The organism is Alistipes sp. HGB5 (assembly GCF_000183485.2).
GTDB lineage: Bacteria > Bacteroidota > Bacteroidia > Bacteroidales > Rikenellaceae > Alistipes > Alistipes finegoldii.
The window spans coordinates 108731-130352 of sequence record NZ_AENZ01000051.1 but is presented as its reverse complement, the minus strand read 5'-3'; the positions used below and the strand labels follow the sequence as shown (position 1 = coordinate 130352).

Annotated in this window: 15 protein-coding genes; 3 read left to right on the top strand and 12 right to left on the bottom strand. The window is 53.9% G+C overall.

Annotated features, from left to right (window positions below; genetic code table 11):
- Positions 1 to 75: 75 nt before the first annotated feature.
- The 5 genes from HMPREF9720_RS08460 to HMPREF9720_RS08440 form a co-directional block, all read right to left on the bottom strand.
- Positions 76 to 519, bottom strand: coding sequence for a hypothetical protein (locus HMPREF9720_RS08460; protein ID WP_139022478.1), 444 nt, complete (start codon positions 517 to 519; stop codon positions 76 to 78).
- Between the two features lie 3 nt (positions 520 to 522).
- Positions 523 to 1062 (bottom strand): hypothetical protein, encoded by a 540-nt coding sequence (locus HMPREF9720_RS08455; protein WP_039940246.1) that lies wholly within the window; start codon positions 1060 to 1062, stop codon positions 523 to 525.
- Positions 1063 to 1168: 106 nt separating this feature from the next.
- The gene (locus tag HMPREF9720_RS08450; RefSeq protein ID WP_009597803.1) at positions 1169 to 2482 is read right to left on the bottom strand and encodes a DUF4352 domain-containing protein; all 1314 of its coding nucleotides are present in this window, start codon (positions 2480 to 2482) and stop codon (positions 1169 to 1171) included.
- A 785-nt stretch (positions 2483 to 3267) separates the two neighbouring features.
- Positions 3268 to 3516: a helix-turn-helix domain-containing protein gene (locus HMPREF9720_RS16030; protein WP_083817616.1), complete on the bottom strand. Its 249-nt coding sequence runs from the start codon at positions 3514 to 3516 to the stop codon at positions 3268 to 3270.
- Positions 3494 to 4741 carry a site-specific integrase gene (locus HMPREF9720_RS08440; protein WP_175282403.1) on the bottom strand — a complete coding sequence of 416 codons (1248 nt, stop codon included), beginning with the start codon at positions 4739 to 4741 and terminating at the stop codon, positions 3494 to 3496. The genes HMPREF9720_RS16030 and HMPREF9720_RS08440 overlap by 23 nt, the downstream gene beginning before the upstream one ends.
- Positions 4742 to 5361: 620 nt before the next feature.
- On the opposite strand from HMPREF9720_RS08440, the gene trxA reads away from it, so the two are divergent.
- The 3 genes from trxA to HMPREF9720_RS08430 are packed head-to-tail and all read left to right on the top strand — an operon-like array spanning position 5362 to position 6374.
- Positions 5362 to 5826 (top strand): thioredoxin, encoded by a 465-nt coding sequence (gene trxA / locus HMPREF9720_RS08435; RefSeq protein ID WP_009597773.1) that lies wholly within the window; start codon positions 5362 to 5364, stop codon positions 5824 to 5826.
- Between the two features lie 7 nt (positions 5827 to 5833).
- Complete coding sequence (locus HMPREF9720_RS15135) at positions 5834 to 6037, top strand: 4Fe-4S binding protein (RefSeq protein ID WP_009597882.1); 204 nt, start codon at positions 5834 to 5836, stop codon at positions 6035 to 6037.
- Complete coding sequence (locus HMPREF9720_RS08430) at positions 6021 to 6374, top strand: MarR family transcriptional regulator (protein WP_009597787.1); 354 nt, start codon at positions 6021 to 6023, stop codon at positions 6372 to 6374. The genes HMPREF9720_RS15135 and HMPREF9720_RS08430 overlap by 17 nt, the downstream gene beginning before the upstream one ends.
- A 67-nt stretch (positions 6375 to 6441) precedes the next feature.
- Here HMPREF9720_RS08430 and HMPREF9720_RS08425 read toward each other — a convergent pair whose 3' ends face one another.
- From HMPREF9720_RS08425 to HMPREF9720_RS08395, 7 genes are all read right to left on the bottom strand, one after another.
- Positions 6442 to 8208 (bottom strand): class I mannose-6-phosphate isomerase, encoded by a 1767-nt coding sequence (locus HMPREF9720_RS08425; protein ID WP_009597743.1) that lies wholly within the window; start codon positions 8206 to 8208, stop codon positions 6442 to 6444.
- Positions 8209 to 8216: 8 nt separating this feature from the next.
- The gene (locus HMPREF9720_RS08420; protein ID WP_139022477.1) at positions 8217 to 9119 is read right to left on the bottom strand and encodes an ROK family protein; all 903 of its coding nucleotides are present in this window, start codon (positions 9117 to 9119) and stop codon (positions 8217 to 8219) included.
- 80 nt (positions 9120 to 9199) lie between these two features.
- Complete coding sequence (locus HMPREF9720_RS08415) at positions 9200 to 9961, bottom strand: DUF3823 domain-containing protein (protein WP_009597817.1); 762 nt, start codon at positions 9959 to 9961, stop codon at positions 9200 to 9202.
- A 26-nt stretch (positions 9962 to 9987) separates the two neighbouring features.
- Entirely contained in the window at positions 9988 to 11976 is a 1989-nt protein-coding gene (locus HMPREF9720_RS08410) for a RagB/SusD family nutrient uptake outer membrane protein (protein ID WP_039940241.1), read from the bottom strand.
- A complete protein-coding gene (locus HMPREF9720_RS08405) occupies positions 11882 to 15124 on the bottom strand; it encodes a SusC/RagA family TonB-linked outer membrane protein (protein WP_009597733.1) in 3243 nt (1080 codons plus the stop codon). Before HMPREF9720_RS08405 ends, HMPREF9720_RS08410 begins: the two co-directional genes overlap by 95 nt.
- Positions 15125 to 15247: 123 nt before the next feature.
- Positions 15248 to 17590 carry a GH92 family glycosyl hydrolase gene (locus tag HMPREF9720_RS08400; protein WP_009597863.1) on the bottom strand — a complete coding sequence of 781 codons (2343 nt, stop codon included), beginning with the start codon at positions 17588 to 17590 and terminating at the stop codon, positions 15248 to 15250.
- Between the two features lie 12 nt (positions 17591 to 17602).
- Positions 17603 to 21097: a glycoside hydrolase family 38 C-terminal domain-containing protein gene (locus tag HMPREF9720_RS08395; RefSeq protein WP_009597779.1), complete on the bottom strand. Its 3495-nt coding sequence runs from the start codon at positions 21095 to 21097 to the stop codon at positions 17603 to 17605.
- Positions 21098 to 21622 lie beyond the last annotated feature (525 nt).

Here is a 21622-nt window from a genome sequence, read left to right as displayed (position 1 = left end):
AGACAGCCGCACAAATCCAACCGACGGGGCCAAAACACAACAAGGCCACAAAGAGTATGAAAATCAGACATCCGCTCATAATTCATTAATATCATCAATACATTCGTACAATCCATCATCGGCATTATATTTCAAAACCAGCGTCAACGATTCCCGCATATAACCGCCAAAACCATTCTTTGCACGATAAATCACCATGCATTTCCAACCAGTCTTTATTTTTCTCGGATGTTGCACTTGCTCAATTACTAAACTTTTAGGATCGACGCAAATCTTCCTTAGAATCTGTTCTGCACGATTTTCTGCCCAGAATTTAATTTCGGTCAAATCTTCATCTCCATAAATTTGATAACGGGCATATTGTTTATCATACTTTTTGCAACATTCCTCATATTTCTTTCTTGCCGGCTTGAATTGAGTATGCGTAGAATCGGCTTTTTCCATTTCATCCCACCATTCTTCAAATAACAAATGTTGAATCTTTTTGTGATATGTACTTCTATCTGAATATACTTCCATTCCTTATGGTTTATCCAAAGTTAATAATTCCGTATACAGACTATCAAATTGCGGAACATATTTGCTTATCAACAAAGAATCTGTAACAACCGGAAGTAATATTTTCGATTTCTCCGCCTGCTGTTTGAGAAGCGAATCCCGGATTGCTATGGATCGTTCACGCTCTTCGGCTAACTGCATTTTTTCTTCCGGAGTCATAGTGTACTCTTTATACGAAGTCCAAAAAGACGGAATTATAATAGATAAGCCCAAGTAAAATAAAATTACAATTCCCCTATTCCGTGGAACAAATTTCGGTAAAACTGCCTGAGGGGAATATATACCGACAATCAACGCAAGTATAGATAATGAAATAAGTGTCCCGATCAACGTTTCTCCAAAACCTCTGTTCAGTAGACATTCCGAGCTAATTAATACCAACCCCATGTATAAAAGTGCAACGGTGCTTCGGGTTTGTGGTAATTTTTTGATTACCCATTTGGGATTTATCATTCCCACTATAAAAGCGAGAAACGACAAGATGAAAATCAGAGTCAATAACATAGCATTAATGTTTGAGAAATATAATTACAGAACTTTGGAAACTAACAATAAGAGTGATCTCAAAAATCACCTTGATTTATTTGAATTTGAGAAAGTCTCAAGCATATTATTTTTTTAGCAGAATGGGGTTATATTTATTACTCCCAAATCCTCCCGGCACGAAAAGATAATAATCATCTTTTCGAGGAACTTCAAATACCAAAATCCCTTTTGATGTAATACCCGGATTAATTGTGCTTAGGCTAAAAGTATTATAGCCCTGCATTGCTAATGCAATGGATGCGTCACTGTTTGGTTCGTATTTGTAACCATCCTCATCCGTCAAGAAGCACGATTGTGCAACGGCATATCTACTTTCTCGATCTATGTTCTTTATTGACATATCCACAATTAAATAAAGACCATCGGCTGTTTCCCGATAGAAACTGCTCCCGACAGACTCCCTGTATTTAAAATCAGACGCTTTATAGCTGAAATGTCCGACGGGAACATCTTGGTTTAATTTAAATATTTCATCTCGGCCATTCTGAGCCGCTTTTTGATACCAATAAAGTGCTTTTTTATAATCAAGCTTAACACCCCGTCCATATTGATATGATTTTGCCAATCCAACCTGAGCAATACTTTGGGTATTGGTGTTGCTATTATCTTTTGCAATACGTGACAAGTGTGCCCAAGCCTCGTCATTATATTCTGAAAAACCACCGGATTCTATTACAAATTCATAGATTGCGGTTAAATAATAGGTAGCTTCATCACTTTGGGGAGCCGCACGACGCCACCAGATCAAACAAGAATCCATTTTAAACAAATTGGAATAACACTTCCCCAGTCCGATTTGAGCACTTATATTTCCATAATTTGCCGCATCAAATAAATATGGGATTGCTTTTCTAAATTCTTCCTTTTCAATCAATGCAAGTCCCTCTTTACTTTTTTCCTTAGCGTTGATAATTTTATAATGCTGGGCAACCTTACATATTCCGAATATAACAGTGCTCGCAAGTAGTAAAATTCCGAATGCTATGAAAATACGCTTATATGAGATTTTTTTCAGAAAAGTCCAATTCGTTCGATTCGCTTCATTTTGGTTTTGTGATGCGTTTTGTTGTTGTGACAATATTCCTAAAATTCCGCTTACCAACATTAACGATCCGGATATGTAATTTGACATTAGAATATATACTATTCCAAATGGAAGTATAATCATTCCGAACAGTTTCGGGCGTTTAAAAATAAAGCATGATAATACGAGAATTATCACAGAAAAAGCAATTATTATTTTTCCAATAACAATTGTCGTATCTGCATTATCAATCTCAAAAAACGAGTTGATACCGCCAACGGTTTGAGTTAGGTATCCGGTCACGATTCCTAACAGACCTCCAATAATTCCGAGAATTGTACTTGCTGTTTTCATATATTAAAGTTTAGAATATGACAATAAAAAACGTGGACTAAACCATTATTTGCTGTTGAGGTCTTCGACTACCTTGTAGACAAATAAATGAGTAAAGCCCACGTCGTGAAACGTGAGCGTTTACGCTTTACTCTTGTCTACTTTTGAAATTGTCGAAGTTTCAACAGCAAGAATGAAAGCTAACGCTTTATCTTAATATGTCAGTTGCTTAAATTTCCCTGCTTATTGTAATTTTAATTGGTTCTGAAAACAAAGTTAGAAATTTTCTGCGGGACTGCAAGAAAAAATTACAATGGCTGGATTTCCAAAAATCCGTTCTTACCTATACAGACTACCCGTAGCTATTTTGAAATATAATCCAATTTAAGGGGTGGGGTCTGTAATTCGCATCCGCTCGCAGTGCTACCTGCATAACCCTTACCTGAGAATTAGGTTGACACGGATTTATACAGTCTTTGTATATATATGTACTTCGTATTGATAAATACACACATTAAATTACTTGCCGCGATCTGTTTCAAATTAGCTGTATCTGCAAATTTAATTTCAAATGCACACTGAAACACAACCGCCTTTTTACCCCTTTTTCTACTGGTTGCTACGGGTAACCTGATTTCAACAAAACGCTATAATATGCTATACGTGAATAAATTAAACGTCTTTTTGCGCGTTTTGCAAAATAGCCTTTTGAAAGCTCGAAAATTTGGTCCTTATAAAATACAAAAATGAGGTTGACATGGTGCAACCTCATTTTTTTCGGAATTATCCCCGATTACAAGGGTAATCTATTTAAGTTTTAACAACCGTGCGCAATTGTCTTTCAACCACGTAGAACAATGACTTTTCCGGATCAATGCGGCAACTTCTTCCGGATAATACCGAATTATCCGTGGACTGATACGAACGTAATTAAGGCGTCCTTCATCCCGGTATTTCTGCAATGTGCGCAAACTGACATGCAAAACGTCCGCAACTTGCTGCGAAGTGAGCAATAAATCCCCCCAATCTCTGCTATTCTGCTCTTTTGTATCCATGATTATTCAACTTATTCAATACATCAATTGCATCATTCATCTGCGACTGCATGATCTTCGCATAAATTTCCGTCGTGCGAATACTGGCATGACCGAGTAAATCCCGAATTACAACCATATTCTGCCCCGAACGAACCAACCGCGACGCAAAGGTATGTCTTCCTATGTGTGTCGAAAGGTTTTTCTTGACACGCGCTAAAACGGCGACTCTTTTCAATGCAAGATTGATTCGCGCCACGGCGCAGTTTTCCGCACAGACTTTTTCCGCCCTTGACATGCTGTCGTACTCATAAGGCAAAATTCCCCGGAATATAAAACCATCCGGCGTGACGGGAACGCCTGCCGTTCTATATCGTCTTTCACGCATGGCGCATATCTCTTTAACAAGATCGCTCGCAGGTATTTTAAGCTGACGGTCTGTTTTATCCATAATGATCTGTATATAATGCCCGTCATAATTCTGCCAGCGCAATTTCAAAATATCGCTGATACGTATTCCCGTTTCGGATTCAAACACGAATAACTGCCGTGCATCGTATAACTTCCCCTGCATAATCAATTTTAAATTGCGCACACGAAAATATTCCCGTTCCGACAAGCAGGGACGCTCCGTCGGTGTGGATTTCATTTTATATTTGCGAAAGGGATTATTGCGAGTATCCAGACGAAATTCCTCATACATTTCCGCGGTCAGTTCTTTCAGCGTCTTCATATTCGTCGTTACGGTATTGATCGAATTTCCCAAATCCTCCCGCAAATAGTTTTCGTATCGCAATAAAAGTTCATACGTCAAATGGCTCACCGAAAATTGATCTTTTCCTATAAACTTTTTAAATTTTGTAATGTGGGAATGACATTTATTATATGTCCGGACGCTCGTATTTTCTTTACGCGATAAATAATTCTGCGCATAATCGAACATATCCGCTGTTGTTCTTTTATGCAACCGATCACGCACCGCATCGATTCCACGCTCAGGCTCCATGGCTTCACACAATACAACGACTTTGTTAACCTCTGCGATTCTCCTGCGTAATTCATTATTGAGCCGTTCATGCTGCAAGTCGGATTTTTTCACTATGCCCCGGGATGCATCCCAGTTCTCTGGCTTTACACGGATCAATGTCACATACATTGAACGACGTTCGTGCGTAATTCGCATACACACGGGCAAGACTCCTTTTTGATTGGTTTTGTCCTGACGAAGAATAATAGCTGTTCTCATAATTGTATAAATTTTAATGAAACATAAACAGCGGGTAAAACATAGGTAAAACATTTTACCACGTAGGACAACAAATAATATAAAAAGTTTTGACAATTGCAAACGGGTTAGACGTTGAAAATTAGGCGTTTGCTTTTTCAAAAACTTTTTTGTATAATTGCGAAGCAATATTGTGCACAACTGTCGGTGTCACAAGGAAAGAGAGTCCAAAAGGCTCTCTTTCTTGCATTTAAAGAGCCGGTGAAAAATGCGGCGTACTTCTTCGAGTCTCGGTTTAGAGCGATTTCCGTATCGAAATCGGACATTTGTTTAAACCGATATGTAAACCGAAATCGGTCTTCCCACTCCACCGTTCCCTATATATTCAGCCCCCAAGACTAAGGCCGCCTCATAGGACAGACAGGCGCAGGCATGCACTCTATACGAATCGACCGGATGATAGATTCAACCGCAATCCGGAGCGGGAGGCGATTTCCGGTTTCATTTTTGCATAGTCACGGGAAACAAACGTAATTTTACTTCCCTCGATTTATTTTCCATTGGAAATTTGTTTTATTGGAAAATAAATCATATCTTTGTATCGTTATCAAGATAAGAAAAGATAAAATACCATACGGACCATGAAGAAACTATTAGTGACAGCCGCCTGCATCCTGACGTTCGCAGCCGGGGCCGACGGCCAGACCGACAACAAGAATGACAACACAAAACAAACGAATACCATGAAAACGATCGCATTGACCAAAGCCGACTTTCTGACGAAAGTCGCCAATTACGAAACCAATCCCACCGAGTGGAAATACCTCGGCGACAAACCCGCCCTCGTCGATTTCTACGCTTCGTGGTGCGGCCCCTGCAAAGCCCTCGCACCCGTGCTGGAGGAACTTGCGGCGGAATACGGGGAGAGCATCTACATCTACAAGATAAACACCGAAGAGGAGCAGGAACTGGCAGCCGCATTCGGCATCCGCTCAATCCCGACGCTGCTGTTCATCCCCAAAGACGGCAAGCCCCAGATGGCGCAGGGCGCCCTGCCCAAAGCTTCGCTGAAAGAGGCGATCGACAAGGTGCTGCTCAACAAATAACCGGGCTATGGCGCTTACGATCGACGAACTCCGCTGTCCGCAGGACCACCGCTGTCCGCTGATTCCGGTCTGCCCCGTCGGAGCGATTTCACAACTGGGAGACGGGCTTCCGGCAATCGACCCGCAGAAGTGTATCGAATGCGGAAAATGTATCAGGCACTGCGGCAGGCAGGCCGTTCACAAAAAGCCGGAGTATGGACAAACTGTGTAGAATACGCGACCTGCAGCGGGCCGTGCACCAGTTCGAAGCGAATCTGGAGCGGCTGTACGGAATCTGCCTGAACGAAGGCATGACCCTGTGCAGTCTCTCGAAGGCCGGAAGGCTCTCCTGCGGAGAGTTGAGCGACCTGCTGGGGCTGACCCCTTCGAACATGTCGAAAGTACTCCGCTCGGTCGAAGAAAAGAAATTCGTAAGGCGGGAGCTGGGAACTGCAGACAAACGCCAGATGTATTTCTCGCTGACCGACCGGGGGCGGCAGCTGCTGGCATCGATCGACTGCGGAAAGATCGAAACGCCCGACCCCATTACCGCCCTGCTTCAAAAGTAACTGACGCATCAAACGACAACCCCGTCCGGAATCCGGACGGGGTTGCTTATTTTACAGTGCAAAGGTTCTATTTCATAAAAGCCTTCACGACCATGATCTCGCGGCCCGAAGTATTGACGATCCGGTAGGAGCCGGCCCCGGCCGACACCACGAACGTCTCGGCATAGCTGATCGGGAAGCTGTCGCCGCCTGCAGTCTCGATGCGGGCGCTCTCGCCTTCGACCAGATTCAGTACATGGCATTTTCCTTCGGTCTGCACCTCCACCGAGGTGTTGAGCTTGTAGCGATGCACGTCGTAGGAGTGGTTGCGGTGCGTCGGCAGGTGCCAGAGTTCCCAGTCGGCGCCCTTTTCGAGCAATTCGGGATGCGCGATCAGCTCGCGCTTCACGGTTTCGCCCTTGCGGTCGAAGCAGAGGTTCTCCATCGCACGGCGGATGTTCAGCGGACGGGGTTTGCCGTCGAGGTCCAGCGCCAGCCAATCGTACATCTTGAACGTGAAGATGTAGGGCGTGGTGCTGATCTCCAGCACGAGGTTGTTGCGGCCCGAACTGTGAAGCGTCCCCGGAGGCATCAGGAAAAGATCGTGTTTGGCCGACGGTTCCGCATTGACGTACTTGTTCACGTCGAGCTCCGTCCCCTTCTCGAAACTTTCGGTCAGGGCCTGTTCGAACTTCTCCGGTACGATATCCTCCTTGAAACCGAGGTACACGACCGAATCCGGCGTCGTGTCGAGGATGTAATAGGTCTCCTCCTGCGTCAGCACCTCGCCGAAATTCTTGCGGATATACTCGCGCTGCGGATGACACTGGATCGAGAGATTGCCGCCGTCGAAGTTATCGAGGTAGTCCATACGGATCGGAAATTCGTCGCCGTAGAGACCGTAGCACTCCTTTCCCACGACCCGCTCGCCGGCCTGAAACATCACCGTATCGAACGAGACTTCGAGCATCCGCCCGCTGCTGCGAAAGATCAAGCCGTTTTCGGGCACGATCAGCTCGAACGACCATGCGTAGTTGGGCACGTCGTGCGGCAGCGCCTCGATGTGGTTGCGGATCCACTGTCCTCCCCACGCTCCGGGCTCGAACCACGGACGCACACGGAATCCGTTGCCGGCGAGACGGTCCAGACCGCGGCGCAGATCGGCTCCTTCGGTCCATGTAATCTCCGTCTCGCGCTGGCCGTCGATCATCACGTCGATTTCCGGCAGCAGCGCCTTCTTATGACGGTTGAGCACCACCCAGTCCACGAAGTAGAAACGCTTGTACATCTTCTTCGGCGCATCGGCCGCAGCGGCACCCAGATTCGTGATGCTGCCTGCCCGCGAGCGGAACTGAATCTCGTTCTTCGGAATGTCGATATAGAGCAGCAGGCCGTCCCAGCCGGCAAGCGAAGCGCCGATGCCGATCAGAATATTCATCTGAGCAGCGTCGTCGGGACGTATCCGGTCCAGCTTCTCCCGGTCGAAGAACTCTTCGAGCCGGAGCGGAGTTCGGAATCCGAAGATCGGATCGTCGCCGCCCAAATAGGGTTCGATCAGACGGTCGATCTCGGCAGGCTCCTTCATGGCCGCACCCGCGTTCCACCAGACGGGCCGGATGCCGAGCGTTTCGAGGGCCTTGTTCAGTTCTCGGCTGAAAATATCGAAACGTACGCCGACGTAACCGTCGATAATCACCCGTTTCGATCCGGCGATCCGACGCGCCAGCGACATATAATCGCAAAAGATTTTCTCCTCGCCCAGATCGTGCGCCGGATAGATGTCGTATTGGTTTACGCCTGTTTCCGGCTTCTCGACGGGAAGTACAAACTGTGTGGTTTTTCTTAAAAGAGTCATATCTAAAATTATAAAAATAACGAAGCTGCACCAATCATGGCCGCATGGTCGAGCAGGGCCGAAGTGCGGACCGCGACACGGATTCCGTCCGCGGCAAAACGCCGCTCCAAGGCGGGTCCGAAAAGCGGATAAGCCCGCGAAATATTTCCGCCGAGCACCAATACGTCCGCGTTGAAACGGGTAAGGACCGGACCCGCGAACTGCGCCAGCTCTTCGCCGTAGACGTCGAAAAGACGGCGCGCAGCCGGATCGGCGTCGTACCGGGCGGCGACCTCCCGCGCACCGGTCAGGGTCTCGCCGGTCAGCTCTTCGTAACGGCGGATAATTCCGCGCGTCGAGAAGGCTTCATCCACGATTCCGTCGCCGAACGGCAGGCAGTAGACCCAGCCGTCGGCAGGCACCTCATCGCCCGAAGTCACCAGTTTACGGTCGGACACGAAACCCGACCCGACGCCTGTTCCGAGCGTGAGGGCCACCACGCGCCGGGCATCGCACGCCGCGCCGCCGAGGCACTCGCCCAGCGCAAAGGCCGAAGCGTCGTTGACATAGCGGAACTCTTCGGCTCCGGACCGCAGCAGCAGCGGGAAAAGCGACTCCGAAATGTCGAGTCCGTAAATCCGCTCGAACTTATTGACGCCCCGGATCAGCGAAACGCCGTGTTCGTAGTCGAACGGGCCGGGGAAGGCGAATCCCACCCGGCGCACGGCCTTCAGGCCGGAAGCCGCGATGCTTTGCCGGATATTGTCCGCCCATGCGCCGAGTATCTCTCCGGCGCCGGCGTCGCAATCGACCTTGCCGGAGAGAGGCTCTCCGCAGATTTCACCCGTCGTCAGATCGACCACGGCCGAACAAATATGACTGCCGCCTATGTCAGCGCCGACGGCGTAACGTTCCATGTCGTTCGATATCATCGTATCCGTAAAAATTTTCCTTATCGGGCGCCGCAGTTCCGGAGACGTATTGTCTCCGGAACCCGGCATCCTGAACCTAACTAACGGGCAATCGTGGTAATCTCCTTGACAGTCGTGTAATTGTAACGGTTGGTACCGTCGAACTGCCGCGTCGTCCGCGCGCCGAACCGCAGGAAATACTTCCGCGAAAAGGCCGGGAACGGCGTATACGTGCCGGCGGGATTATAACCTCCCGGCTGTCCCGTACGAATGGTATAGACCTGATCGAACTGCACCATGCCGATAGCCGCACCGGAGATACGGGTCGAATAGTTGGGGCTGTAGCTGAAATCCCCGACATACATGTTTTCGCTCACGAACAGCCATGCTTCGGCCAGCGCCTCCTGATAGTCGGGATTGTCCGTACCGCGGGAAACCTTCACCTTCACGTCCACGGTTCCGTCGGCGTTCACCACCGGCTCTCCGACCCACTCCACACGCAGCAGGGGTTCGACTTCCCAAGTCTTCTCGACAGTGCCCGAAATCTTGATCCGCTCCTCTTCCAGCGGCACGAACGCGCCCGAAGGGGTGATGCCGTACTCGCCCTTGAAAACCTTGGTGTTGTTGAACGTACCGTCCATCTTGACGTTCATGTCATAGGGCTGGGGGTTGTCGCTCCAGCTGTACTCCATCATGCGGATACGGATACCCGTATTGCCGATGGCCGTCTGGAACGGCTCGCCCGTCTGCTTGTCGATGAACTTGCCGCGGAAAGTCTCCTGCGGCTCGTCGTAATTGTCCTTGCTGCACGAAGCTGCAAGCAGCGGCAGCGAAAAGAGCAAAAGATATATATACTTTTTCATATCGATCGGTTTTTATGCTGTCCGGATTAGAAACCGGGGTTATTCTTGAGGTTGGGGTTCTTGGTCAGTTCGCCCGACGGCAGCGGCTGGTAGTAGTAGCGGGTGTCGTAGGTGAAGATGTAGTTATACCCGGCCCGCGGCTCGGTGAAGCGCACGTCGAAGAAGTACTTGTTGACGTCCGTTGCGAAGAAGGGCATCAGGATACGATAGCGCGTGGTATTCTGCTCGTCGTAGAAGATGCGCCAGCGGCGGAGGTCCCAATAGGTCTGGTTCTCGAAGGCCAGCTCCTTGCGGCGTTCGCGGCGTACGATATCGACCGAATTGAGATCGGCGGCCGATGCCAGCAGATCGGCGCCCGCGCGTTCGCGGATGAGGTTGATGCAGCGGAAAGCCTCGTCGCGGTAGCTGTCGCCGTCTTCGGAGGTCGTCTTGCCGAGCTGAGTCAGCTCGTAGGCGGCTTCGGCACGGTTGAGCAGCACCTCGGCATAGCGGATGTCGATCCAGTGCTGCGTGGATTTGCCGCCCGAATTATTCTCCAGATCGGGATCGAGGTACTTGCGCAGGTAGGTGCCGCCGATGTTGCCGAAGTTCCAGCCGTTCACCGGACCGTTGAGACCCGTGATGAGCATTGACGTGACGGGCGTAGCCCCCGGATAGGGAGTATAGGGCGTCTTGAGCTGGACGGCAGGACCGCCGTTAAAGTTTCCGGTCAGCTGCACGTCTTTGAGTCCCAGCGTTTCGTAGGCCGCGGTCTCGCCCTCCTTGATCAGACGCGAGATACCTTTGCCCTCTTCCACCTTGCCGGTGTAGAGACCGCGGCGGATTTCGATATACTGGTCCTTGAACTTCGACATGGGGAGGATGACCGTACCCAGCAGGCGCGGCTCGGCGTTGGCGAAGGCGTCCATCGGGTTGTCGTAAAGCTTGTAATAGCCGTTTTCGTCGAGGAACCCGAACTTGCCGTCGGCATCCAGCTCGACGCCGTCGAACATCTCGATGAAATCGACCGTGGGGCTTACCTCCGAGTCGTTGCCGCCCGTCGAGGTCGAGCGCGGCTGCACCGAGTTGTCGTAGTCGTGCGTCAGGAATTTCTCCTTGTAATAGCGGGCGAAGATGGTCTCGGTGTTGGCGCTGCTTTCGTCGAGGAACAGCGCAGCGAAGTTCTCGGCCTGAGCGTCGCGATTACCGGCAGCCCATTTGGCCTTGTAGAGCGAATAACCGCCCTCGTCCACAATCTTCGAGGCTTTGTAAGCCGCTTCAAAATAATCAACGGCCCGTTCGGCAGGAATGCCGCAGATGCGTTTTCCGAGGTATTCTTCGCTGACGGTGTTGTACTTGGCGATCGAGCCGGCATAGAGCATGGCGCGCGACTTAAGGGCTGCGGCGGCATAGCGGGTGGCACGGCCGGAATCGTTCTTGTCGGGCAGGCCGGCGATAGCCAGGTCGAGGTCCTGTCCGATAAAGTCCCAGCACTCCTCTTCGGAGGCACGGGGAGTCCACGTATCCTCCAGCGTCGCGTTGGCCGGATAATCGATCACATAGTCGATCTTCGGAACGCCGCCCAGACGCTTGACCATTGCGAAGTACACGTAGGCGCGGATGAAATAGGCCTCGCCCAAGACCGTATTGTAATCGCTGTCCGAAAATCCGCTTTTGTATTTCGGAAGCCCCTCGATAAGCAGGTTGATTTCGCGGATCGTTTTGTAAGCGGCGTCCCACATGTTGCTGCCGGGTTCGGCGAAGAATCCCTGCGTGTCGCGGCCTACGGCTTCGCCCGTGGCGCAACACATCTGGCGGTACATGGCGCCCGAATAGCCGAAGCCGTGTTCGAAACTATACCGGAAATCCTCCATGGGCAAGACGCCGTACAAGCGTGCGAGGTAACTCGTCGCCCCTTCGACGTTGCCGAAGATATCCTTTTCATTGAAGATATTTTTCGGCGGTATATCCAAATCGGTGCACGCGGCGAATGCGCCCGCACAAAGAATCAGGAGATAATATTTCAGACGTTTCATTTTTTTGCTTTTTTAGAATTTGACGTTCAGTCCGATAGTATAGGTCTTGTTGATCGGATAGAAGTATCCCATATTGCTGGCCCCGCCATCCGACGGATGAATGTAGAACTCCGGGTCGAGATAATCCAGACCGGTGATCGTCAGCAGGTTGTAGGCGCTGGCATAGATCCGGACATTCTCGATACCCACCTTCGTCAGCCACTTCTTGGGCAGCGAATAACCGATTTCGAGATTCTTCAGACGCAGGTAGCGGGCATTCTGCAACCCATGCTCCGAGTTGGGATTTGCCGTCGAGCCCGTATAGCCGTATTCGCCGGCGACCCACTTCGTGGCGGGATCGTAGGGATTGGCCGTCGGATCGGCCGGATGCCAGCGGTCCATGTGTTCCGAAATGGCGTTGGTACGCGACCAGAGCGGCTCCTGCAGAAACTCGCGAGCGACGATGTAACGGTTTGCCCGACCCCTGCCAGAGCATCGAGAAGTCGATTCCTTTCCACGATGCGCTGATCGTCAGACCGAAATTGACCATCGGAACCATATCCGTGTAGCCGATCGGGTGTACGTCCAGGTCGTTGATCCAGCCGTCGCCGTTCCAGTCCTCGTAGAGATAGTCTCCCATCACGCTGCCGCGGCCGATATAGACGGGATTGTAGTACAACTGATCCCAGCTGGTGATACGCCCGCCTTCGCCGTAACCCCACCAGATGCTGTTGAAACGGTCGTTGTTGTTCTGACGCCAGTTCAGGTAGGAGTTGCCCGACTCGGCACGCTCGTAGTAGAGCGTCTTGCGGCGCGTGAACGAAACATTGCCCTTGACCGCATAGGAGAAATCGCCGACGCGGTTGCGGTGGCTCAACTCAAGCTCGAAACCGGTATCCCGGTCGCTGTTGAGGTTTTCCAGCGGCAGACTCGCGCCCACGCTGCCCGGAAGGCTCAGATTTCGTCTGGCATAGAGTCCGTCACGATGCCGGCGAAAATAATCGAAGGTCAGGCCGAGTTTGCCGTTCCATGCGCTGAAATCCAAACCGATGTCGAACATTTTGATGGTCTGCCACGTAATATCCTTGTTGGCAATGCCCTTGGGAACGGAACCGTTGACGTAATCGCCGCCGAGGATAGCTCCGCCGGAAGGATAGGTAAAGCCGGTCAGGAATTCGTAATTCAGATCTCCGTCGTACCCCGTCTTACCGTACGATGCACGGATTTTCAGATTCTCGATGAAGTCGAGCGAAGACTCTTTCCAGAAGTTTTCCTCCGAAATGCGCCATCCAACGGATACCGAGGGGAAGAAGACCCAGCGCAGGTCACCCGACGGGAAGCGCGACGATGCGTCGTAGCGGAAGACGAATTCGGCGAGGTACTTGCCGCCGAAGTCGTAGTTGAAACGGCCGGCCAGCGACTGGTAGGCATAGTCGTAAAGCGAACCGCCGCCTGACGACTGGTTGAACTGCTGCGTTTCGCCGTCGCCGACAAACACCTGATCCATAGGCAACACCACTTCGCGGCTGCCGTAGAAGTTGTCGCCCACCTTGTGCTGATCCTCGAAGAGCAGCATGCCCGATACGGAGTGACGGCCGAAGGTGCGGTCATAGCCCACCTGCACGTGCCACTGGCGATGTTCCTTGCCGTAATAGTTGCGCTGCACGAAATAATCGTGTGCGTCCCCCTTCAGGAAGCTGGTCGCGGCTCCGGTGGAGGTATAAGTATTGAACGCCTTTCTGTAGAACTTGTTGTCGTTCATGATATAGTCGTAGCTGAAGAAGCCCTTGGCATACAGTCCCGGCAGGAACGGCATGTCCCAGCGCAGCGAGAAGGCAGACTGGAACCAACGGCTGATCAGGCTCTGGTATCCGTTGGCGTCCTTGTCGATCATGGCCAGCGGGTTGACGATGCCCGTGTTGTCGTCCTTGGTATGGTACATGGTCTGCTCGTCGTCATAGTAGAACGGATCGAGCGGGGTGAAGAGCCACGTGCTACGCACGATGTCCGAAGAGGAGAAGTTGCTCATCTTCTTTTCATCCATATGACCTGCGAGGTTGACGTCGAGGGTCAGGTTCTTGGCGATCTTCGCGTTGATGTTGGCGCGCAGCGTGTACTTGTCATAGGTAATAGGCGTGTGCTGCAGGAAGCTCTCCTGATACTGGTAACCGAGACTGGTATAGAAGGTGACCTTGTCGTTGCCGCCGCTGGCGCTCACCGTATGCTGCGTCTGGGGCGCCGAATTGCGGAAGACGGCATCTTTCCAGTTGTAGGACTTCTTCTCGCCGTTGCGGTAGGCGGCGATATCCTCCTGACTGTACTGCGGAACAGGCGACATGTTGTCTACGGAGTGCATCGTGTATTTCTCGTTGTAGAGCGTCATCCAGTCGGCCGCATCCACGAGGTCGGGGAAGTTCGAGGGACGCTGCCACGATATGTTGCCCGAATAATTGATATTGACCCTGCCCTTGTCGCCTTTCTTGGTGGTGATAAGCACGACGCCGTTACCGCCCTTCACGCCGTAGATGGCTGCCGACGCATCCTTCAGCACCGAAACCTGCTCGATATCTTCGGGATCGAGCCGCGCCATGTTGTCGCGCGGCACACCGTCGATCACGATAAGCGGAGCGCCGAAGCCGCGGATGTCCATCGAGGTATTGAACTGGCCCGGTTCGCTGGAGTTCTGTCTCACGCGGAGTCCCGCGACCTTACCGGTCAGCATGTTCTGGACGTTCTCGTTCTTGGTCGTGATGATCTCTTCGTTGTTGATGGCCGAGATGGCTCCCGTAAGGGAGGCTTTCTTCTGGGTGCCGTAACCTACGACGACCAGCTCCTCGATTTCGAGGGCGTCGCTCTCCAGCACGAAATCATAGGTGGTCTTTCCGGCTACGACTTTGGCCGACTGCTCGGCGTATCCGACGAAACTCACCTTCAGCACCGAGCCGGGAACGACCTGCAGCGAAAAGCTGCCCGTCGTACTTGTTACATCTCCTTTTTGGGTCGTGGTGTCGAAGACCGTAGCTCCGATCACCGGCTGCCCGGAAGCATCCTTGACGGTACCCGATACCGTAAAGGCCTCCCCTTGCGCGCGGGTTTCGAGGGCCGCGAAAGCCAACGCCACGCACATACAAACCTTCAGCAGGTTCAAGAAGTTAGTACAAATTTTCATACGTTTTGTTTTTAAGTAGTTGGTTTCAAAAAACTCCAGCCCGACACGGGGTCCGGCCGGAGCCGGGAATTCAGATTTCCTTTTTCAACATAAGCGGTTTATAATTAGGTCTAATTGGCGTTGCTATTCCGTAAGCGACGTGTTAGGCTCCGGAGCGAGCGTGATTTTCAGACGGCCGCCGCGCACCACGTCCGCGAAAGGCAGCTGTACGCCCGTCAGGGGTTTGCCGTCGAGCTGCGCAGAACCGATATAGTAGTTCTCCGGAGCGTTGCCCGCGGTCTCGATCACGAATTCGCGGCCTTCGTAATAATCGGGATTCAGGCTGATCGTAATCTTGTCGAACAGCGGGCTGCAGAGCTGGAACGACGGATCGGGAGCCGTCAGGCCCTTCACGTCGAAGAGTCCCATCGAAGCCATGACGTACCATGCGCCCAGCTGTCCCTGATCCTCGTCCTGTCCGTAGCCGTAGCCGTGAATCTCCTCCGTACCGTAGAATTCGTTGCAGATCGTGCGCATCCACTTCTGCGAGAGCCACGGCTTGCCCGAAAAGTTGAACAGGCCCGAAATATGGAGGTTCGGCTGGTTGCCGTGGTTGTAGTAGGTATGCAGTCCCGCGAAGGCGTCGATGGTCTTGCCGCCGCCGAAGATATTTTCGCGCGAAATAAGGAACGTGCTGTCAAGCCGGTTGTTGAACTCCTCGCGGCCGACCATCTCCACCAGACGGTCGATATCGTGGGGAACATAATAGGTGTACTGTACGGCGTTGCCCTCCTGAAAGCCCACCCACGGCGCATAAGGATCGAAGTCGGCGATAAACCGGCCCTGCTCGTCGCGCGGACGCATCAGTTTGGTTTCGGGGTCGAAGAGCAGTTTCCACCCTTCGGAGAGCTTCGAAAGCCGTTCGTAATCGGCTTCATGTCCCAGCTGGCGGGCCATCTGGGCCACGGCATAGGCGCTGAACGAATATTCGAGCGTATGCGAAGCCGAGAAACCCGAACCGCGGGGCGTGGTCTGCATGTGCAGCTCCGTCGAATAGGGCGAATAGCCGCGCTCGACGAACTGCCCCACATCCAGCTTGCCGGCTCCCGCGGGACGGCCTTCGCTGCCCAGCTCGTTCTTGCGAGCGGCTTCGTAGCCGAGCGCCACGTCGAAATTGCGGATGCCGCAGTTGTAGGCCGCCGCGATGGCGAGGCCCGTAAAGTTGGTGCCCACGCCCGAAACATACTTGCTGCATGCGATGCCGTCGCCCAGCCAGCCGGCGTCCTTGTAAACCAGCAGCTGGCTCGAAATCCAGTCGGCGTAATATTCGGGATAGGCGATGCTCCACAACTGGGTCAGGTTCCAGAATCCGCCCCAAATGGCATCGGTATTATAGTGGTTATGCAACGGGTTGCCGGCGGGGTCGAGCGGAATCTGCCCGACGGTTCCGTCGTTCGCGGGATAGGCCCCGTTCACGTCGCTGGCCAGACCGCGTCCCAGCACGGCATGGAACAGCCCCGTATAGAATTTGACCCGGTCCTCCCGTTTGCCGCCCTCGACGCGGATGCGTCCGAGCGCCTCTTCCCATGCTTCGTTTGCGGCCAAGAGCGCCCCGTCGAAATCCAGATCGGCGGCTTCGGCCTGCATGTTCAGGCGGGCGTTCTCGACCGAAGTATACGACAGGCCGATCTTCACGCCGACGTCCCGACGCGCACGGGTATCGAAACGCAGGTACACGCCGGCGCCCACGCCCGTACGGCTCCGCTCACCGGCAAAAACCTCCTCGCCGCAGAAGGCGCCCCACGACGCAGGTTCGGCATCCACGACGGCGCTGAAATACATCTTCACGACGGCGCCCTTCTGATAGATGTCCACATAGACGGGTTCGGTCACCACCCAGCCCTCGATACGGCCGTCCTCGGTAAAGGTCACCGAAGCGTCGCGCGCAGGACCGCTTTCGCCCATCTTCGTGCCGATGTTGAAGATCAGGTTGGCCTCCTCCGAAGCGGGGAAGGTATAGCGGTGGAAACCGACGCGCTCGGTAGCCGTCAGTTCGGCTTTCACGCCGTAGTCTTTCAGCAGTACGGAGTAATAGCCCGGCCGGGCCACCTCGTCTTTCTTGTCGAAGCGCGAACGGTAACCCGCCTCCGGATCGTCGAGGGGACCGGGAACGGTCTGCAGCGCGCCGACGGTCGGGGCGATCACCACGCCGCCCACCTGAAATTCGTGGAAATTGGCGAAACCTTCGATCGAAGTATGGCGGGCATCGTAGCCCACGGCCTGCCAGCCGCCGGGATTTCCGAGGTGGCCGTCGGTGGTCGGCGCCAGTTTCGCCATGCCGAACGGCACCGCCGCGGGCGTGAAGAAGAACCAGCGCGAATGGGCCGTTCCGATACGGGGATCGACATAGTCGGTCAGCGGTTCGGGCGACGTGCAGGAGCTCATGCAGGCCGCCAAGGAAATCAGGGATAAAAAGAGTCTATTCATAGGTAGTTTGAGTTATTCGGTTTCGACTTTGAGCATCAGGTACTCGAAGGGCTTCATCCAGAACGAGCGGTCGTCGAACGGTGCGAGAGGCTGTTCGCGGTAGTCGCAGACGCTCACCCGGCGGGCCTTCATCCGGCCCCAGACGAATGCGGAATGCACGCTTTGATCGCCCATGTTCTGCAGACGCACGATATAGCCCGTCCCGTCCGCCGAAGGCGCGATGCCCGACACGGCGATCCGGTTGCGGCCTTCGAGCCGGAACAGCCGGCCGACAGGTTCGGGCCTGCCGCTCTCGACGGCGATCAGGGGCTGTTCGCGTTCGGCGCCGCGCTGTTTGAGTTTCAGATCGAACGGATCGCTGATCTGCAACGAATAGCGGAAGCTGGCCACGCCGCCCTGCGACGCCTTGTAGTTCGTCCGCCATGTATTGTTCATCACCCACGAATAGACCACGGGCGAAATCTGCGCCGAGGGCCACCAGCCGTAGCCGTGGCGGGGATTGAGCCGGTAATCTTCGCCCGAAGGCGTGCCCAGCTCGACGAACGGCGCGTCGAGGGTAGTCAGGCATACGGCGTGTTCCAGATCGCCGACGGCCATGCCGTTCAGCAGCGAATAGTAGTGCTTGTTGACGCCCGCGAGCTGTTCGCGTTCGGGGTGCATCTCGCTCATGGCGAGGTCCATCGTGATTTCGGGATGCGCGAAGTTGAACGGGAAGACGAAACGCACGCTTTCGTGCTCCAAAATATCCTGCTTGTCGACCGTATTGCGGATATCGACGCGGCCGAGTCCCCTGTAAACCGTCACGTCGCGCCAGAGGGCATTGCAGCCCGGAGCGTCGGAGACGATGCGCAGGGTCGCAGCGACGGGGCCGTCGTCGAGCACTTCGACGCGCGTCACCCGGTCGATGCCCCGCGGATCGGCGGCAATGCGGCCCGAATAGATATAATCGTTGAGTCCTTCGCCTGCGGCATATTCGTAATCGGCGCCCGCAGCCTTCAGCGAGCGGATCGTACCCTTCGCCGGATCGACCGCGACACGCACCAGCCCGTTGTCGAGCACGTTGCCGCCGATCATCGAAACCGGAGCTTCAAGGCTCTTCTTCGCCTTCGCGGAAGTTTTGGCCGGAACGATCCGGTAAACGGACGACGAAAGCGCGGGCTCCTCTTCGGCAAGGAAGATCCAGCCGCCGTCGTGCAGGCGCTGAACGGCGACCGGCTCTCCCGAAGGAGCGAGCAGCCGTTTGCCTGTGAGGTCGGCCGCCACGGTCACAACGTCCGTACGGGGCCAGAGGTTCGTATTGAGCACCTGAACATATCCCTCGCCGGCCGTTATGCCGGCCATCGCCTCGTCGCAGAGACGGCGCGACTGCACGTCGGCACTGTCAGCGTACATCTTCTTGCCGGCCCACAAGTCTTTCGTAAACTGCGAGTAGGGATCGGGACCGCTGGCCGACGCGCCCCACGTATGTTCGGAAAAGAGCAGCACGTTCTTCCATGCCTCGGCGAGTTCACGGGCAGGATAGTCGCTTTCGGGAGAAAGCATGCTCCAGAGAATTCCGGTACGGGTCAGACGGGCGGCGCTCTCGCGGTTCATCGCCGTTTCGCGGGCCGTCGAGGAGGCGCCGTCCTCCCACGTCGGGGTCATGTCGCCCCCGTAGGTGGGCAGGTATTCGCCGTACTGCTCTTCGAATGCCGTAAAGAATTCCTTGGTCGTCGTGATGCGGAACTGCGGCGAATCGTAACGCTCGTTCCACGCGCGGATCACGTCGGGCATCAGCTCGTCGGGAGGTCCGTTGTCGCCGTGGACCGTGTAGCGCAGGTAACAGGTGTTATAGGGAAATTCGTCGGTCTCCAGCTCCTGCAGGTAGTTCCAGATCGGCTCCACCCCGCACACCGAAAGGCGTCCGGCCAGCCAGCCGTGGAACCACGAATAGCCGCGTCCGGCCTGCCACACCAGCACCTTGTCGGTTCCCGACTGCGACAGCCAGTAGAAGGGCCGGTCGCCCCATTCGACGTGCAGGGCCGCGGCACGGTCGTTGCCGATCTTTCCGTAGAAAGGCACGTAATTGGGACCCGGCGAGTAGTACTTCACGCCGTTTTTGGACATGGCGGTGGCAAGTCCCCAGACCTGTCCGGGAACGTCGCTCATCATCGCCGTATTCACCTCCACGCCGATTTCACGGGCAAGCCGGTGCGCGTCGTCGAACATGTGCATCAGCTCCTCCTGCCGGCAGATGCCCGTCAGGATACTGCCCAGCGGGGCGTCGATGTTGATTACGCCGTCGCGTACGGCCTGAATCAGCCGTGCGGCCTTGTCGGTTCCGGCATAGGCTTCGAGATACCCGGCGATCGCCCACGTCGCTTCGGTATTCCAGCGGTAACGGGCGCCTTCGGGATAATCCTTCGTCCGCTCGGCGAGGTCCATCGCACGCTCCAGATTGCGCCACTGGAACTTCATCACGTCCATCTGACGGTGCGTGTAGCCGATGTCCTGATGCGAATGGGAGAGGAAATTGACGGTCCATTTACGGGCGGCAGGCACTTCGAAACGCTTTTCGACGGTTCCCTGACGGCTCGTCAGACGCACGACGAGCTTCGCCGTCTCCTCCATGTATCCCGCCGGGAAAAGGCCGTCGTAACGCACGACGCCGACGCCCGAAGGTGCGATTTCGGCGCTCCACGTACGGCCGCCGCATTCGAACGCGAGGTCGGCCCCGGCATATATCGGATTGTCGAAGCGCAGGGTGAATTCGCGCGACGGCCCTTCGGGCGTTTTCAGATAGCCCTGCGAAGCCGCGAATGACAGCTCCGAAACGGGAGCCAGCGTGCGTACGTCGGCGCGCTCCTTCGTATAGAAACGGATTTCGGCCAGCCCGTAATAATCGGGATTCTGGTGCATGTCGGCCGCTTCGCGCATGACGACCGGATCGTTGCGGTCGTAGTGGTTGCCCTCGCCGCCGGCAGCTGCCGTAAAACAGATATAGCGGGCTTTCAGGCCCGGTGTGTTCAGGATAAGGTCGGCCGGTTCGGGATTGCGCCCCACCGACTCCGGAATGACATGGTAGTCGAGCCGTCCGTCGGGCAGCAACTGCCACGTTTGGCCGTCGGCCGAATACTCGATATATACTTTGTTCAGCCCGCGGCGGGTGTGTTCGTTCTGGTTATGATTCCATATGCGGATCTGGTCGATTTGACGGGGGGGGGAATTCTTATCGCCCACCTGACAGAGGAACCACACTACCCCTTCGCGCGTCGAGGGGCTGTAACGCACCGTTTCGGCCGAAGCCTGCGACACCCACATGCCATGCCCCAGATTGTTGGCTTCGTGCAGGTCGCCCCGCATGCCGGCGCCGTCGACCGCAGCCGTGGCGGACGAGCCCCTGAGCGTCGAACTGGCCGATGCCGTAATTTGATCGGAGGGTAACTGACGATAGATTTCGACACGCTGCGCATGCACGGCGACGGTCGTCGCCAGCGTCAGGAGCCATAAAAGGAGTAACTTCTTCATTTCTACAGGTTAGTCGTTATACGTATCCGGCGGGCCGGAAAGACATATGTCAGGTTGTTTTCACATATGTCCATACATTACCACATCGCAAATGTAAAAATATTTTCCGTATTCTGTCTGTTTCAAGCGAAAAAATTTCAAATATTTTTTCATACACTCCATACCACGCAACCAAACAAGAGACGCAAAGCACTACATTTCAATATATTAAATACAAATAAACGTATCAAGTACGCTCTGCTCCGAAAGACCGGACATGCCAGATATATTATTGTGCAAACAATAAAATACATACCGGAAACATACCGCACCCTCTGCGGCCAAAGATTCCGGCGGGAGGCTTAACGCCTTGGACACGACCGGGTTTTGCACCGACGGACAATCGGGCATGTCCGATGTCGGAAACCACAACGCCGACCGCCGTCACGCGCAAAACAGCCGTGCGGCAGCCTGTCCGACAGGGACAAAATATTCGCATTCCGAGAGCGAAGCCCGGACAACAACCGCCTTTTCCGTATATAATAA